The sequence below is a fragment of the Pseudomonas sp. GW822-FHT03F08 genome (assembly GCF_058801265.1).
On the sequence record NZ_JBXANC010000011.1, the window covers coordinates 184,842 to 202,536 of the forward strand.

The following is a 17,695-nucleotide window of genomic DNA, read 5'->3' on the forward strand; positions in this document are numbered from 1 at the left end:
TTTCATTCGGTGGATGAACTCATGAAAGCACTGCAATTCGATAAAACCGGCGACTTGTCTTCCCTGCGCTTCGTCGAGGTGCCGACGCCGGTGCCGGGGGTCGACGAGGTGCTGGTGCAGATCAAGGCGGCGGGCCTGAACCCCAGCGACGTGAAGAACGTGCTCGGGCGTTTCCCTTACACCACGCTGCCGCGTATTCCCGGTCGGGACTTTGCCGGTGTGGTGGTCGAGGGGCCGCAGGCGTTGATTGGTCAGGAGGTTTGGGGCACCGGCCGGGAGCTGGGCTTTTTCGCCGACGGCTCCCATGCGCAATTCGTCAAACTGCCGGCCAATGGCGTGGCGCACAAACCTTCGCACCTGAGTTTCACCCAGGCCGCCAGCCTCGGTGTGCCTTACACCACAGCGTGGGATGCGCTGGAGCGCAGTCTGGTCAGCGCTGAAACCCGTTTGCTGGTGATCGGTGGCGGGGCGGTGGCGACGGCGGCCTTGGCGCTGGCCAAGGTGCGCGGCGCGCAGTTGCTGGCGGCGGCGCGGCGGCCGGAGCAGGTCAAGGATTTGCAGGCGCAGGGCTATCAGACGATCCAGCTGGACAAGCCCGAGGAGCTCGGCGCTCAGGTCAACGCGGTGTACCGCGGTGGCGCCGACGTGATCTTCGACACCACCGGGTTCTGGCTGCCGGCCTCGGTGCCGGCGCTGGCACCTTTCGGGCGCATCGCGATCATCGCCGCGCCGGTGGACGGGCATGTGCAACTGCCGGCGCTGGCCCTGTATCGCAAGGGCGGTTCCGTGGTTGGCATCAACTCCCTGCTGTACGGCGTTGAAGCCTGTGCGGCGATGCTCGAACAGTTCGGCCGGTTCTTCGACGAAGGCTTGCTGCCACTGCCGCAAGGGCTTGTCGAAGCGCCGTTGGCCGAAGGACTGGCGCGCTATGCCGATGTGAATCAGGGCAGTGGCGACAAGATCATCCTGATGCCTTGATCCTCAGGCTTCAGGGACGCCGTTCTCCCACGCCGACCAGTGCTTCAGGATGTCCTGCACCAGCGGATGACCCGCGCGGTAGAGGTTTTCCAGTGCCGGGACAAATCCGCCCTGATCGGCGTACTTGAGCAGGTTGTCCACTTCGCTGCCGCCCGGCGCCGGGCGGTCGAAGTCGGATCCGGCGCGCACCACGGCCAGGCGCTGCACGTCGACCAGGCCTTCGCGGCTGGCGCGTAGCAGGGCCTCGTAGGTGGAGTTGTCTTCCTGTTGGGTGGTGCAGTATTCGCCTTTGTTGTCGGTCAACAATTTGGTCCAGACCTCGGCGCGTTCGCTCAGGCGTGTGCCGGAGAACCAAGTGTTGCCCGCCAGCGTGTCGCACCGGGTGACCACCGGCGGCTGGTTGGCGGGTGCTGCCGGGTATTTCAGGCGCCACGCCGCCGATTCCTTGCTCTCGCTCAGTTCGACCTTGTGGCTCAGGGCGAAGGCCTTGGCCTGTAGTTTCGGGTTGAGTTCGAAGACTTCGGTCTTGTAGTCCAGCGGCGGTTTTTCATTCGGGCCTTTAGTGTTGATGCCGAGGTAACCGGTCGGCCAACTCGATGGCGCATCGCGCGAATCCAGTTCCCACTGGGTGCCGAACTCGACCAGATAATGCGCCCAGGCAGCGGTGCCGATGGTTCCGTGTTTGGGGCTGATGCCGGCAATCCCGGCGATCAGGAAGTAGCTTTTGCGCAGGTCGAATTTCGGCGACAGCGCCAGTGCCAAGGTCGAGGCGGCGGCGTTGGTCTGACCCATGCCGGTGGTCATCAGGCACACCTGCTGCGTGTTGCAGCGGATGCTCGGGTACTCGGCCGACAGGCCCGGCACGCGGATTTCCTGCTTGAGTTCGAGGCGATCGATCCAGTGCTGAGCTTCCGGGGCGAACATGGTGATCAGCACGACTTTCGGCTGAATCGGTGCCTCGGCCGCCCAGGCGGTGGAAGAGAGCAGGGCTGCGGTGGCCAGTGATACTCGCGTCATTGCTTTCATGATTGCTCCTGGATTCAGAACTGATAACCGATGCCGGCGTAGTAACCCCAGCCGTTGGAACGTGCGCGGAAGTTGCCGTCGCCGAAGTTGAGCTCGCTGCCGTCCTCCCAGTTGCCGCCGTTGTGGAAGTAACGGCCGACGAGGGTGAAGCGCAGGTGCGTGAACGAGTACAGCAACACGTTGGTCGCCACCGTGGCATTGGCGGTGCGCGCCGGGTTGTCCTTGTGCAGGTCCGAGCCGAAATCGAAGTTGGTGAAACCAATGTAGGTCAGCGAAGCACCGTTGCTGAACTTGTCGATCGGCACGATGTACTTCAGTTGCGCGCGGTAGCCGTCCCACGAATATTCGTTGCTGGCGCCGTAGTTTTCCCACTGGTAACGCCCGTACAGGTTGGCCGACAGGTTGACCCGCGAGTGGGTGTCGATGTCGGTACCCAAACCGCTGTACAGCGTGTTGGCGCGGTTCTCTTTGCGGCTGCCGTGGTCGTAGATCCAGTCGAACGCCACGTACCATTCCTTGAACGGCCCGATGGCCAAGCTGCGGCCGGCGAGGTAGTCGATGGAGATGCGCGGTTCGTGTTCCATGAACACCGGCGAGCCGTGATCCCACACGCCTTTGTCGTGGCTGTTGCCGATGTTGAAGATCTTCGGGATGTCGATATAGCCGTACAGCTCGAACGGGCCCTTGCGTCCGAAGTACTCGTATTCCAGATAGATATCGTCGGCCGGTTGCGGGCCGAAGCTGATGTCCTTGCTGCCGATCAGCATCAGGTCCTGGTTGTACCAGTCCGACAGGTACGCGCCTTTTTTCGGCGGGCTGGCTTCGGGGCTGAGGGCTTCGCCCTGGGCAGATTCTTCGGGCAGGGCAGGTTGCGCCAGCGCGGTGTGGCTGAGAACTCCGGTAACGCCGGCCAGTAGCAGGGAAACAGCAACGGTGCGCGCACCACGACGGCGGCGGCAGGAAGAAACGTGCATTCAAAGTCCTTTTTGCGGATCAAGGCCCGAAAAAGCGGGCTTGTACGGTTCTGTAACGAAATTGTGAGTAACGGCGACTCGCAAACGTTTGCACAACCCGTACCAGTTTCGCAAGACGCTGAAAAACAGATCAATTCAGTGATTTACCTGGCCCTTCGGTCAGGCATGGCTCAGGCCTTCCCCGAAAGCACTCAAGCCCGTGCTCAGAACGGCTCGGAGCATCGCTCAAGCGGCTTATCGCACAAAAGTATTAACACTATTTAACCGGTGCCCCATCGCAGGGCATCAACTAGCGTGTGTCTGGAATAGACGGTTTATCTGATGACCGTCATACGCTTGATACGCGTGTCGGATCTTGCCGCAGTTGCACGCCTTCAAGGATGAATTGGCCACGAAAGGAGTAGCCCGTGGAAGCAAGGTTTGGTGTCGCCCTCGTTTCGCGTTTTTCCCCACTTTCCCTTGCTGTGCACCTGAGCGTCGCCGGGCTACTGTTCGGCGGGGTCAGTGAGCAGGCGTTCGCCACCTGCTCGGCTGCCGGCTCCACGATTACCTGTTCGGGTGTCCCGACGCTGCCGCTGTTTCTCAATGACTACAGCAGTGCCACCAGCGGATTGACGGTCAACGTCACCAACGGTGCACAGATGAACGCGACCCTGGGTGGCAAGGTGATCAACCTGACCGGGGCCAACATCAACCTGAACAACTCCGGCACCCTCGACCCAGCCTTGCTGGGCCTGGTCTCGATCCTCAGTGGCGGCGCGTTCATCGGTACCGGCGCGACCAGCACGGTGAGCATCGTCAACAACACCACCGGGCTTATACGCGGCACCGGCATGCTGCTCGGCCTCAACCTGACCAGCATCGACGGGTTGGGGATAGCCGTGAACAACTCGGTGTCGGGCACTACGACCATCACCAACGACGGCACGATTACCTCGACCGGGCTGTCGGTCGGCGGGATCACCCTGGCCGATACCCCGGTGGTCGGGGTGTATGGCGGTTCACAAGTCAACATGACCAACAGCGCCACCGGCACGATCAACGGCCGGGTCGCGTTCGAGACGTCGGTGGCGGGCAACACTTTCACCAACGCCGGTAACATCACCGGCGGCGTGTCGATGGGGGCGGGCAGCACCAACACCTTCTACGCGATCACAGGTTCCAGCGTTAACCAAGGTGACGGTGCGCAATTGTCCGTCGGCCTCGGTGGCTTGATCGGCGTCAACCTGACCTTCGCCCCGACCGGGACGATCGATGGCGGTGCGGCCGGTACCAACACGCTGATCCTGCAAAACCCGATCGGCCTCGGCGGCGGTACCACCGGCACCGGCACGGCGTCCAGCCTGGTCTACGTCAACTTCAACAACCTGACCCTCAACAGTGGCACCTGGACCGTGCAGGGGCCGTTGGTCAGCGGCGCGACCACCCTCAATGGCGGTGTCGCGCAGTTCAACGACAACGCGGCGTTCGGCAGCGGTGTGCTGACGTCCAACGGCGGGATTCTCCAGGCCAGCAACGCCGGACTGTCGCTGGCCAACCAGATCAACCTGGGTGCCGGCGGTCTGACCCTGCAGGGCATCAACGGCATGACCCTGAACGGGGTGATCTCCGGCACTGGCGGCCTGACCAAGATCGGCAGCGGCCAGATCAACCTCAGCGGCATCAACACGTACAGCGGCAACACCGTGCTCAACGGCGGTGTGGTGCTGGTCGGCAACAACCAAGCGTTCGGCACCGGCGGCATCACCGTTGGCGGTTCTTCGAGCATCTCGGCGACGGCGCCGATTTCGCTGGCTAACGCGATCACGCTCAACAGCACCCTGACCGCGACCGGCACCGGTGCGCTGACCCTGGGCGGAGTGATCAGCGGCGCCGCGAACCTGACCAAAACCGGCAGCGGCAGCCTGACCCTCAACGGCATCAACACCTACACCGGGATCACCAGCCTCAGCGCCGGCACCTTGCGCGTCGGCAACAACAACGCCCTGGGCACCGGGGTGCTCAACACCAGCAACGGCACCAGCCTCGACAGCACCGGCAACGTGACCCTGGCCAACAACGTCGGCATCACCGGTGCGTTGAACGTGCTCGGCAGCAATGCGCTGACCCTCTCTGGCATCGTCTCCGGCACCGGCGCAATCACCAAGAGCGGCAGCGCCAGCCTGACCCTGACCGGCAACAACACCAACAGTGGCACCACCGCGCTCAACGGCGGCACTTTGTTCGTCGGCAGCAACACCGCCCTAGGCACGGGAGCACTTAACGCTGCGTCCGGCACCACCCTCGATGCAACGACGGCGGTGACGCTGGCCAACGCGGTTGCACTGGCGTCGGACCTGACCATCGGCGGCACTCAGGCTCTGGGCCTGAGCGGCGTCATCAGCGGCGCCGGCAACCTGATCAAGGGCGGCACCGCGAACCTGACCCTCAGCGGCAACAACACGTTCTCCGGCGGTACGGCGCTGAACAACGGGACGCTGATCGTCGGCTCCAACACCGCGCTGGGTACCGGCGCACTGACCACGGCGGCGGGCACTACCCTCGACGCCAGCACCACCGTGGCACTGAGCAACGCCGTCGCCCTCGGCGGCAACCTGAACATCGCCGGCAACGCCAACCTGACCCTCGGCGGTGTGGTCAGCGGCAGCGGCGGGCTGACCAAGAACGGCGCGGCCAACCTGATTCTCAACGGCGCCAACACCTTCAGCGGCGGCACTACCCTCAACGCCGGGACGCTGACTGTCGGCAACGCCGCCGCACTGGGCAGCGGCGCCCTGACCGTCGCCAATGCCGCGACCCTCGACAGCAACACTTCGGTCATCCTCAACAACAACGTCGCCCTCAACGGCAACCTGGCCATCGGCGGCAGCAACGGCATGATCCTGGGCGGCGTGCTCAGCGGTGCCAGTCAGTTGATCAAGAACGGCACCGCCAACCTGACCCTCAACGGCGCCAACACCTTCACCGGCGGCACGGCGCTCAACGCTGGCAGCCTGACCGTCGGCAACGGCGCGGCACTCGGCACCGGCACGCTGACCGTGGGCGGGGCGGGGGCAACGCTCAACAGCAGCGCCAACGTGACGCTGAACAACGCGATCGCGCTGAACTCCAACCTCACCGCTGGTGGCGCCAACCCGCTGACCCTCGGCGGGGTCATCAGTGGTGGCAGCAACCTGATCAAGACCGGCTCCTCGACCCTGACCCTGACCGGCAACAACACCTACACCGGTGCGACGTCGCTGAACGCCGGGACACTGATCGTCGGCTCCAACACCGCCCTCGGCACCGGCGTGCTCAACGCTGGCAACAACACCACGCTGGACGCCAGCACCACGACAAGCCTGGCCAACAACGTCAACCTCGGCGGTAACGTGACCATCGGCGGCAGCAACGCGCTGACGCTCGCGGGTGTGGTCTCCGGTGTCGGTGGCCTGACCAAAAGCGGCCCCGCCGACCTGATTCTCAACGGTGCCAACACCTACTTCGGCAACACCGCACTCAACGTCGGCAAGCTGATTGTCGGCAGCAATACCGCGATCGGCAGCGGCGCATTGAACGCAGCGGCCGGCACCACACTGGATACCAACACCGCCGTCACTCTGGGCAACCAGGTCAACCTGGCCGGTGCGATGAACATCGGCGGCAGCGCCGATCTGACCCTCACTGGCACTGTTGCCGGTGCCGGCAGCCTGGTGAAAAACGGCGCAGCCAATCTGAACCTCAATGGCACCAATTCCTACGTCGGCGGCACCACGCTGAACGCGGGTACGGTGACCGTCGGCAACAGCTCGGCACTGGGGACCGGCGCCTTGACCGTCGGCGGCGCAGCAACGCTCGACAGCAGTTCGCCGCTGGCCAGCCTGGCCAACGCGGTCGTGCTCAATGCGGCGCTGAGCGTCGGCGGCACCCAGGACCTGACCCTTGGCGGCGTGATCAGCGGCGCAGGCCAGTTGATCAAGAACGGTGCAGCCAACCTGACCGTTAACGGCACCAACACCTTCAGCGGCGGCAGCACGCTCAACGCGGGTACGCTGACACTGGGCTCGGCCGCTGCGTTGGGCAGTGGCGATCTGACCGTCGGCGGCGCTTCGACGCTGGATACCAGCACCGGCATGAGCGTCGGCAACAACATCACCCTCAACGCCGGCCTGACCCTGGCCGGCAGCAACACCCTGAACCTCAGTGGCGTGATCGATGGTGCCGGTAGCCTGACCAAGGACGGTTTTGGCGACCTGACGCTCAGCGGCAACAACACCTTCACCGGTGCGCTGAACATTGCCTCCGGCAGCGTCACCACCGTGAGCAGCGGGGCGCTGGGCAACACCTCCGGCGCCAATATCAGCGCCGGCGCCAATCTCTATCTCAACAGCAGCGCCAGCCTCAACGGGCTGAGCGGCAGCGGCAGCGTGCAGATCGCCGGCGGCAACACCCTGACGGTGGGCGGCGTGAGCGGCACCAGCACCTTCGACGGTGACCTCGGTGGCAGTGGCGCCCTGACCAAAGTCGGTACCGGGACGCTGAACCTCACCGGCAGCAGCGGCCTCACCGGCAACACCAACGTCAACGCCGGTACGCTGAATCTCACCGGTTCGCTGGCCAGCACCCAGCTCAACATCAACAACGGCGCCACCCTCACAGGTACCGGTTCGGCGCTGGGCTTCATCACCATCAACAGCGGCGGTCATCTGGCGTTGTCCTCGGGCAACACCTTGTCCACCTCGTCGCTGATCCTCACCGCCAACAGCAATGTTGACGCGAGCCTCGCCACGCCTTCGACCAGCTCGCTGATGAACATCGGCGGCAACCTGACCCTCGACGGTAACCTCAACGTCACCGATGCCGGCGGTTTCGGTGTCGGTGTCTATCGCTTGTTCAACTACATCGGCGCGCTGACCGACAACGGCCTGACCGTGGCCGGTGTGCCGGTGGGTTACGGCCTCGGCGACATCCTCGTGCAGACCCTGGGTAACCAGGTGAACCTGGTGGTGTCGGCGCCGAACACCAACCTGCGTTTCTGGGACGGCAGCCAGACGATCGCCAATGGCACCGTGGATGGCGGCACTGGTACATGGACTGCCGGCGGCACTAACTGGACCAATTCCAGCGGCACGGTGAACCAGACCTGGGCCGGCGACTTTGCGGTGTTCCAGGGCACGGCGGGCACGGTGTCGGTCAACGGCACGCAACTGTTCACCGGGATGCAATTCCTCACCGATGGCTACAACGTGGTCAACGGCACGTCGGGTCTGCTGACCGCCGTCAACGGCACTGGCGGCACCACGGCGATGCGGGTCGATCCGGGCGTGACCGCCACGGTCGGTGTGAACATCGACGGCAGCGGCATCCTCAACAAACTCGATGCGGGCACACTGGTGCTCAACGGCGCCAACAGCTACACCGGCGGCACGCAACTGGACGGCGGCACATTGGTCGTCGGCAGCAACACCGCCCTGGGCACTGGCGCTTTGATCGCCAACGCCGGCACGCAACTGGACAGCAACACCGCCGTGACCCTGGCCAACGCGGCCACGCTCAACGGCAACCTCACCGTGCTCGGCAGCAATGCGCTGACCCTCAACGGTGTCATTTCCGGCACTGGCGGCGTGATCAAGAACGGTTCGGCCAGCCTGACCCTCGGTGGCAACAACGCCTTCCTCGGGCCGGTGGCACTGAACGCGGGCGGATTGATTCTGGCGTCGAACAGCGCGCTGGGCTCGGCCACCCTGAACGCGGCGAACGGCACCACCCTGGATGCCAGTGGCGCCTTCACGGCGGGTAACGCGATCAACCTGGCGGGCAACCTCGGCATCGTCGGCAGCAACGATCTGACACTCAGCGGGGCCATCAACGGCGCCGGCAGCCTGACCAAGAACGGCGCGGCCAACCTGATCCTGAGCGGGGCCAACAACTTCCTCGGCGGCATCACCCTCAATGCCGGCACCCTGACCGCCGGCAGCAACGGCGCCCTCGGTCTGGGCAACCTGACCGTGGCCGGTGCGTCGTCGCTGGACAGCAACACCTCGGTGTCGCTGGGCAACAATGTGGTGCTCAACGCCAACCTGACCAACACCGGCAACAGCGACGTGGCCCTCAGCGGCGTGGTCAGCGGCAGCGGCGGACTGATCAAGAACGGCGCCTCCAACCTGACCCTCAATGGCATCAACACTTACAGCGGCGGCACCACGCTGAACGCCGGCACCGTGACCCTCGGTACCTCGGCGGGCCTGGGCTCCGGCGCGGTGACCGTGGCGGGCGCATCGACTCTCGACACCACTGCGCCGCTGGTGCTGGCCAACAACGTCAACGTCAATGCCAACCTGAGCGTGGCCGGTAACAACAACCTGACCCTGGGTGGCGTGATTGCCGGGGCGGGCACCCTGACCAAGAACGGTCTGGCCGACCTGACGCTGTCCGGCAACAACACCTTCAGCGGCACCTTCGATGTGCAGGCCGGCAGCCTGACCACGCTGGGCAACTCGGCACTGGGCAGCAACGCCGGGGTCAATCTCGGCGCTGCGGCGACCCTCAACCTCGGCGGCTCGGGCAGCCTCGCCAGCCTGACCGGCAGCGGTACCGCACTGATCGGCGGCGGCAACACGCTGAGCATCGGCGGCAACAACGCCAGCAGTATTTTCGGCGGTGTGCTCACCGGTACGGGCGAATTGAACAAACTCGGCACCGGTACGCTGACCCTGACCGGCCTCAACAGCCTGACCGGCAACACCACGGTCAACGCCGGCACCTTGAACGTCAGCGGCTCGCTGGACAGCGCCAGCGTACTGGTCAACAGCGGTGGCACCCTGACCGGCGGCGGCTCGCTCGGCGGGGCCGTGACCGTGGCGGACGGCGGTCATCTGGCCGGCGCCACCGGCAGCACGCTGTCGGTGAATTCGCTGGTGTTCAACGCCAACTCAAACTTCGACGTCGGCCTCGGCGCCCCGGTTTCCGGTGGCGGCAACGCGTTGGTCAACGTCGGCGGCAACCTGACCCTCGACGGCACCCTCAACGTCAGCGACATCGGCGGCTTCGGCAGTGGCGTGTACCGGTTGATCAACTACACCGGCGGCCTGACCGACAACGGCATGCTGATCGGCACCGTGCCGGGCAGCGTCACGCCGGGCGACCTGGCCCTGCAGACCGCGCTGGCCAACCAGATCAACCTGCTGGTCACCGCACCGGGCGTCACCGTGCAGTTCTGGGACGGCAACCAACTCGTTGCCAACGGTTCGGTGGATGGCGGCAGCGGCACCTGGGGCACCGGCACCACCAACTGGACCGACGTCAACGGCACGACCAATCAGGCCTGGACCAACAGCTTCGCGGTGTTCCAGGGCACGGCGGGCACCGTGACCGTCAATGGCGCGCAAACCATCACCGGCATGCAGTTCGTCACCGATGGCTACAGCCTGCAGAACGGCACGGCCGGTTCGTTGAATCTGGTCAACGGTTCGCTGGGCAATGCCACCGTGCGGGTCGATCCGAACGTCACCGCGACCGTGGGCGTCGCGCTCAATGGCGCCGGCACGCTGGGCAAATACGACACCGGCACCCTGGTGCTCAACGCGGCCAACGGCTACACCGGCGGCACCGCGCTCAACGGCGGCAAGATTGTGGTCGGCAACAACGCGGCCCTCGGCACTGGCGTATTGACCGCCGCCAACGGCACTGCGCTGGACAGCAACACGGCGGTCAGCCTGGCCAACGATGTGGTGCTCAATGGCGGACTCACCGTCGCCGGCTCCAACGCATTGACCCTCGGCGGTGTAGTCAGCGGTAGCGGCAGTCTGATCAAGACCGGCGCATCGAGCCTGACCCTCAACGGCAGCAATACTTACAGCGGCGGTACCCAACTGTCTGGCGGTTCGCTGATTCTGGGCAACAACAGCGCGATCAGCAGCGGCGCTCTCAGTGTGCTGGGCAACGGCACCGTCGACAGCACCTCTGCGCTGCAACTGGCCAACGCCATCAACCTGGGGGCGCAACTGACCCTGGCCGGCAACCAGAACACCACGTTGATCGGTGCGATCACCGGCAGCGGCAGCCTGGTGAAAAACGGCGCTGGCGACCTGGTGCTCAGCGGCGCCAACACCTACAGCGGCGGCACGACGCTGAACAGCGGCAGCACCCGTGGCGACACCAGCAGCCTGCAAGGTGCAATCGTCAACAACGCGGCGCTGACCTTCGAGCAGAACAGTGACGGCAGCTACACCGGCAATCTGACGGGCGCCGGCACCCTGAACAAAACCGGCACTGGCGCCTTGTTGCTCACTGGCAACAACACCTTCACCGGCAACACCGCCGTGCAGGCCGGTACGCTCAACGTCAACGGCGTGCTCAACAGCGCCAACGTCAATGTCGCCAGCGGTGCGAAGATCGGTGGCAGCGGTCAATTCGGTGGGACTGTGCAACTGGCCAGCGGTGCGACGCTGCTTGGCGGCAGCAACGCCGCACCGTTGTCAGTCGGCTCGCTCGCGTTGTCTTCGGGGACCAATCTGGACTTCACCCTCGGCTCGGCCGCCAGCTCCACGACCGTGGTCAACGTCGCCGGCAACCTGACCCTCGACGGCACGCTGAACATCACTAACGCCGGTGGCTTCGGCGTCGGGGTGTATCAGCTGTTCAGCTACGGTGGCACGCTGACCAACAACGGTCTGGTCTACGGCAGCCTGCCGGTTTCGGCGGCCAATCTGACCCTGCAAACTGCGCTGGCCAATCAGGTCAACCTGCTGGTGCAAGGCACGCCGGGCGAAGTGCAGTTCTGGAACGGTGGCAAGACCAACCCGGACGGCAGCATCGGTGGCGGCAACGGCGTGTGGGGGCCTGGCACCAACTGGACCGACCCGACCGGCACTCAGGCACTGGGCTCCAACGGCCAGTTCGCAGTGTTTGGCGGGCAGGGCGGGACGGTCACCATCCAAGGCAACCAGAACTTCACCGGGCTGCAATTCCTCGTCAACGGCTACAGCCTGGAACCGGATGCCGGCGACACGCTGACCCCGGTCAACGGGCCTGGTGGCACCCCGGCGCCAATCCGCGTGAATGCCGGCGCCAGCGCGCAGATCGATGTGCCACTGATCGGTACCGGCGGTATCGAGAAACTGGACTCCGGTACGCTGATCCTCACCGGCGCCAACACTTACAGCGGTGGCACCACGGTCAGCGGCGGTACGCTGATCGGTAACACCACCAGCCTGCAAGGCAACATCATCGATAACGCTTCGTTGGTGTTCCAGCAAAATACCAATGGCCAGTTCAATGGTGTTCTCAGCGGCCTCGGTGCGCTGGCCAAGCGTGGTGTCGGGACTTTGCTGTTGACCGGCGATCAACCGTTCAGCGGCACCGTGTCGGTCGATCAAGGCGTGCTGCAGGTCGGAAGCCGTTCAGCGCGGGCCTCCCTGGGCGGACAAGTGACCGTGGCCAACGGCGCGGCCCTGAGCGGTAACGGCAGCGTCGGTTCGGTGGTCAACCACGGTGTGGTGGCCTCCGGTGGCGCAGACGGCACCTTGAGTGTGGCGGGCAACCTGACCAACGCTGCCGACGGTGTACTGGCCCTGACCGTCAGCTCGCCCACCGCTACGCCTCTGGCTGTCGGCGGCACCGCAACCCTTGGCGGTGGCCTGCAAGTGAACAGCCTGGCGCCGTTCACCGGCAACACCGTGTATTCGCTGATCACCGCCGGCGGTGGGGTGACCGGCACCTTCAGCGCCGCCGATCTGCCGCAATATGCGTTCCTTGACACGGCGCTGGTGTACAGCCCTGACGCGGTGAACCTGGTGGTCAGCCGCAACGGCAATTCGTTCGCCGACGTCGCCGCCACGAGCAACCAGCGCAACACCGCCTCGGCGTTGATGAGCAACGGGCCGGCGGGTGCTGCGTTGCAGAACGAGATCGTCAACCTCAGCGTGGCCGGCGCGCGTCACGCTTTCGACAACCTGTCCGGGGAGATCCATGCCAGCACCGCCAGTGCGGTTCTCGAGGATTCACGCTTTGTGCGTGAAGCGGTCAACGACCGTATGCGTCAACCGACCTGCAGCGCATCGGATGATCCACGCCGTACATTGGCACCGAGCGACACCCAACTGAGCAGCAACGGCTGTCACGGTGAAATGGTCGGCTGGGCCCGGGCCATTGGTGCCTGGGGCGACATGGGCGGCGACAGCAACACGGCGAAAGTCGATCGCAGCCTCGGCGGTTTCATGCTCGGCACGGACAAGCAACTCGACGATCAATGGCGCGCCGGGATGGCAGCGGGCTACACCCGTGGCAACCTCAACGCCCACGATCGCAACTCCGATGCCAAGGTCGACAGCTACCACCTGGCGGGTTACCTGAGTTCGCAGTTCGATGCACTGGCCGTGCGCCTCGGCGCGGCTTACAGCTGGCACAGCATCGAGACCAAACGCGACGTCAGCGTCGGTGCCTACAACGATCGCCTGAAAGCTGACTACGATGCCCGCAGTGCCCAGGTGTTCGGCGAAGTGGGTTACGCCATCAATGCGGCAGGCGTGGCCATCGAACCGTTCGCCGGCCTGGCCTACGTCAACTACGACAGCGACACCGCCAAGGAAAAAGGCGGAGTGGGGCGCCTGAAGGGCGATGCCGATCAGGACATCACCTACTCGACCCTCGGTGTGCGCATCGGCAAGTTGGTGACCCTGGCCAACGGCAGCCAACTCACGCCACGGGCGGCGATCGGCTGGCGACATGCCTACGGTGATACCAAACCTGACGCCGACCTGACCTTCATCGATGGCGGCGCGTCGTTCAGCACCCAGGGCGTACCGATCGCCAAGGACAGTGCGCTGCTCGAAGCCGGCGTGGACTTCCAGATCAGCCCGACCGGCAAGCTCGGCATCGGCTACTCGGGTCAGGTGTCCAGTGACAACAACGACAGCGCGATGACCATCAGCTTCAGCCAAAGCTTCTGATCATGGTCGAAGCACTTTAGCCGCCCGAAAGGGCGGTTTTTTTTGGCTAAATACGCTCGAATCCGTGATCTCGGATCATGAGTGTCAGTTCGGCGGGTTAGTCGCAGGAAGAACGGCGGCAGGTGTTGTTTTATCCACGCATGTTTGGAACCCGACTTTGCAAAGTATGGCGTCATACCAGGCTCCGCTTTTGCTTGCTGTCGAAGGTTGTGCCCGCGCACTGGAGGACTTCATTTGCAGTTGCAGCTCAATCTCTACTCGCCGATCTGCGGCCAGGCACTCTTTGAGCTCGACGGAACCGAGATTCCTGGGGCAGTTCGATTTGGGAAAAAGCGAGCCTTGTCCAGTACTCTTAACCGGGACCGCTGGCACGCCGATGAACAGACTCTCCAACTCTGCATGCACACTTTCTGCGCGTCGCAAAGACAAGGCCGCGTTTGAATCTCCCGATTTCATGACCGGTGTTCTGTCCGTGTATCCGATGATTTTTGCTGACAGGATGTGTAAGTGATCCTTTTCGAGCTTTTGTTTGGTTTCGCTGCTGAAGGTGATCAATTGTTGCTTTCCGCTTGTGCTGACTTCGTCTTCGTAAGTGTCAAAAAGTGCATCGGAGTTAAGCGTGTGGCAGGTACTGAAACTGGCTTCCTTATTGGAGGCTTTCAAAACTTTCAAGCCACTGCGATCCAACTCGATTCTGGCTTTTGGTGACCAGTCTTTTCCGTTGTATGCAAGTATTTCCACGAGACTCCGTTCGCCCAAGCCATGCCAGAGAATATTGAAGTGATGAACGATGTTGGTTTGACTGCCGCTTTTCAGGCATCCGTAGACGGAAATATCGAATTCCTTTGCAACATCGCTGACGACTTTCTGGTTCTCTTCACTCAACGCCAACGAGACATCCTTCTGTGCGATGCCGATGAATCCGAAGGTGCTGCCAATGATGAGGCCCATGACAGGCACCGCCACTGCAATCGGCAGAATCAAGGCAGTGATGAACGTGGCCACGCGCATCCGTGCACGTTGGCGAATCTGTTCAATCGTCGCGCCGGCAGCGTCAGGTTTCCAATAGATGATTGAAAGGAACAACAGGGCGCCACTGAAGACGGGCGCTGCGAGTGGTGAAAAATCATGCATTAAAAGGGCGACGATGATCAGGCAGCCGATAAAAACAAAACACATGAAAACCGCGAAGGCTTTGTCCATTTTTTTGGAGCTTTTAGTGAAGTCGTGCGCGAAATACACGCCCAAAAATCCGAAAAGCAACCAGTAGAAATAGAGCAGTCCGAAGCCAAGCGCGATAAAAATAAACACCAGGCTGTCGGCGAGAGTTAATCCTGTGGGGAAGAAGTTGATGATGAAGGCGCAGTAGCCCCAGGTAATTCCTATACCCAGCGCCACTATCAGTTTGGCAGCCAGCGTTCCGTGTTTTTCCACTGCATCCAGTAACTCAGACATGTTCTTCCTTAAATGGTGTAGAAGCGGGGGGACGTGACCGTCCACTCGGCGAGCGCCGATTCTGGTGGACTGCACACTGATGTCAATATGCCCAATCCTGTTCAGGGTGTGACGCACTCGCAGCTCCATTGAGGCCCTCTGCTAGAATTCGCCCCTGTCCCTTCCCGGAGATTGCCCCGATGAGCGAGCCCATTCGTCTGACCCAGTACAGCCACGGCGCCGGTTGTGGCTGCAAGATTTCGCCCAAAGTGCTGGAGGTGATCCTCGCCGGCAGCGGGGCGCAGAACCTTGATCCGAAGCTGTGGGTCGGCAACGCCTCGCGCGATGACGCGGCGGTGTATGAGATCGATGCCGAGCGCGGCGTGGTGTCGACCACCGACTTCTTTATGCCGATCGTCGATGATCCGTTCGATTTCGGTCGGATTGCCGCGACCAATGCGATCAGCGATATCTACGCCATGGGCGGCGATCCATTGATGGCCATTGCCATTCTGGGATGGCCGGTGAACGTGCTGGCACCGGAAGTCGCGCGCGAAGTGATTCGTGGCGGTCGCGCGGTGTGCGATGCGGCGGGAATTCCCCTGGCGGGCGGGCATTCGATCGATGCGCCGGAGCCGATTTTCGGTCTGGCCGTCACCGGACTGGTGGAAAAACGCTTCATGAAGCGCAACGACACCGCCACCGCCGGATGCCTGCTGTACCTGACCAAACCGCTAGGGATCGGCATCCTCACCACCGCCGAAAAGAAGGGCAAGTTGCGCAACGCCGACATCGGTCTGGCCCGGGACTGGATGTGTACGCTGAACAAACCCGGCAGTCGCTTCGGCAAACTGGCCGGCGTCACCGCGATGACCGACGTCACCGGTTTCGGCCTGCTCGGGCATCTGGTGGAAATGGCTGACGGCAGCCACCTCACCGCACGCATCGTCTATGACCGGGTGCCGCGTCTGGACAGCGTCGAATATTACCTCGAACAGGGCTGTGTGCCGGGCGGCACCTTGCGCAATTTCGACAGCTATTCGGACCGGCTCGGGCGGGTGCAGGAGCTGCACAAACGGCTGTTGTGCGACCCGCAGACCAGCGGCGGGTTGCTGGTGGCCGTGACCCCGCAAGGCAACGCCGAATTCCTTGCCGTGGCGGCGGAGCTGGGCTTGAGCCTGGAACCGATTGGCGAACTGGTCGAGCGACAGACCCACGCCGTCGAGGTGTCTTGATGGACCTTGACTACGGCGATTACCGGGACATTTTCCTCAACGACCGACCGCTGATGGATGTTCGCGCGCCGGTCGAGTTTCACAAAGGTGCGTTCCCCGGCGTGGTCAATCTGCCGCTGATGAATGATCTGGAGCGGCAGAAGGTCGGCACTTGCTACAAGCAGCATGGCCAACACGCTGCCATCGAACTGGGCCACCGCTTGGTGTCCGGCGCGGTGAAGGCCGAACGTATCGAGGCCTGGGCCGAGTTTGCCCGGGCCCATCCCGACGGTTATCTCTATTGCTTTCGCGGCGGCTTGCGTTCGCAGATCACCCGGCAATGGCTCAAGAGCGAGGCCGGGATCGACTATCCGCGCATCCGTGGCGGCTACAAGGCGCTGCGCAATTTCCTGATCGACACCCTCGAGCAAGCCGTGACCCAGTGCGATTTCGTGTTGTTGGGCGGCATGACCGGCACCGGCAAGACCGAACTGTTGGTGCAGTTGGACAACGGTCTGGATCTGGAGGGCCACGCCAATCATCGCGGCTCAAGCTTCGGCAAACGCGCCACGGGGCAACCGTCGAACATCGATTTCGAAAACCGCCTGGCCATCGACCTCCTCAAGAAACGTGATGCCGGCATCGGTCAGTTCGTGCTCGAAGACGAGAGCCGGGTAGTCGGCAGCTGCGCCTTGCCGCTGCCGTTGTATCAGGGCATGCAGCAATACCCGATGGTCTGGCTGGAGGACAGTTTTGAAGATCGTGTACAGCGCATCCTGCGCGATTACGTGGTGGACCTGTCGGCCGAGTTTTCGGCAGTGCACGGCGAGCAGGGTTTTGCACTGTTCTCTGAACGGTTGCTCGAGAGCCTGAACAATGTGCAGAAACGTCTGGGCGGCGAACGCCACCGAAGGATGCTGCTGTTGATGGAAGACGCACTGGCAGAGCAGGGGCGCAGCGGCGCGGTGGATTTGCACCGGGGCTGGATCGAAGGGTTGCTGCGCGAATATTACGACCCGATGTATGTGTTTCAGCGCGAGAAGAAGGGCGCGCGGATCGAGTTTGCCGGAGAGCGCGGGGCGGTGATCGAGTATCTGCGCGAGCGGTTGAATCACAAACGCTGAAGCCGGAGACCCGGCAC

General features: G+C 63.2%; 7 protein-coding genes. 4 read left to right on the top strand and 3 right to left on the bottom strand.

What is annotated here, in order from left to right; all coding sequences use genetic code 11:
• The first annotated feature begins 21 nt into the window (after window positions 1-21).
• Window positions 22-978 (top strand): quinone oxidoreductase family protein, encoded by a 957-nt coding sequence (locus tag AC1RME_RS25490; protein ID WP_493091928.1) that lies wholly within the window; start codon window positions 22-24, stop codon window positions 976-978.
• 3 nt (window positions 979-981) lie between these two features.
• Here AC1RME_RS25490 and AC1RME_RS25495 read toward each other — a convergent pair whose 3' ends face one another.
• Window positions 982-2,004 (bottom strand): purine-nucleoside phosphorylase, encoded by a 1,023-nt coding sequence (locus AC1RME_RS25495; RefSeq protein ID WP_493091929.1) that lies wholly within the window; start codon window positions 2,002-2,004, stop codon window positions 982-984.
• A 14-nt stretch (window positions 2,005-2,018) separates the two neighbouring features.
• On the bottom strand, window positions 2,019-2,978 hold the full coding sequence (locus AC1RME_RS25500) for a nucleoside-specific channel-forming protein Tsx (protein WP_102622591.1): 960 nt from the start codon (window positions 2,976-2,978) through the stop codon (window positions 2,019-2,021).
• 407 nt (window positions 2,979-3,385) lie between these two features.
• Between AC1RME_RS25500 and AC1RME_RS25505 the strand changes: the two genes are divergently transcribed.
• Entirely contained in the window at window positions 3,386-13,906 is a 10,521-nt protein-coding gene (locus tag AC1RME_RS25505; protein ID WP_493091931.1) for an autotransporter-associated beta strand repeat-containing protein, read from the top strand.
• 84 nt (window positions 13,907-13,990) lie between these two features.
• On the opposite strand, the gene AC1RME_RS25510 is transcribed toward AC1RME_RS25505, so the two are convergent.
• Complete coding sequence (locus AC1RME_RS25510) at window positions 13,991-15,361, bottom strand: hypothetical protein (RefSeq protein WP_158243873.1); 1,371 nt, start codon at window positions 15,359-15,361, stop codon at window positions 13,991-13,993.
• Window positions 15,362-15,540: 179 nt separating this feature from the next.
• Between AC1RME_RS25510 and selD the strand changes: the two genes are divergently transcribed.
• Entirely contained in the window at window positions 15,541-16,575 is a 1,035-nt protein-coding gene (selD, locus tag AC1RME_RS25515; protein ID WP_096823073.1) for a selenide, water dikinase SelD, read from the top strand.
• Complete coding sequence (gene mnmH / locus AC1RME_RS25520) at window positions 16,575-17,678, top strand: tRNA 2-selenouridine(34) synthase MnmH (RefSeq protein WP_493091933.1); 1,104 nt, start codon at window positions 16,575-16,577, stop codon at window positions 17,676-17,678. The genes selD and mnmH overlap by 1 nt, the downstream gene beginning before the upstream one ends.
• The last annotated feature ends 17 nt before the right edge of the window (window positions 17,679-17,695 follow it).

What these genes read in the sequence shown, in the direction of transcription:
- AC1RME_RS25500 (WP_102622591.1), bottom strand. Translation starts at nt 2,978, where the DNA reads ATGCACGTTTCTTCCTGCCGCCGCCGTCGTGGTGCGCGCACCGTTGCT.
- selD (WP_096823073.1), top strand. Translation starts at nt 15,541, where the DNA reads ATGAGCGAGCCCATTCGTCTGACCCAGTACAGCCACGGCGCCGGTTGT.
- mnmH (WP_493091933.1), top strand. Translation starts at nt 16,575, where the DNA reads ATGGACCTTGACTACGGCGATTACCGGGACATTTTCCTCAACGACCGA.
- AC1RME_RS25490 (WP_493091928.1), top strand. Translation starts at nt 22, where the DNA reads ATGAAAGCACTGCAATTCGATAAAACCGGCGACTTGTCTTCCCTGCGC.
- AC1RME_RS25495 (WP_493091929.1), bottom strand. Translation starts at nt 2,004, where the DNA reads ATGAAAGCAATGACGCGAGTATCACTGGCCACCGCAGCCCTGCTCTCT.
- AC1RME_RS25510 (WP_158243873.1), bottom strand. Translation starts at nt 15,361, where the DNA reads ATGTCTGAGTTACTGGATGCAGTGGAAAAACACGGAACGCTGGCTGCC.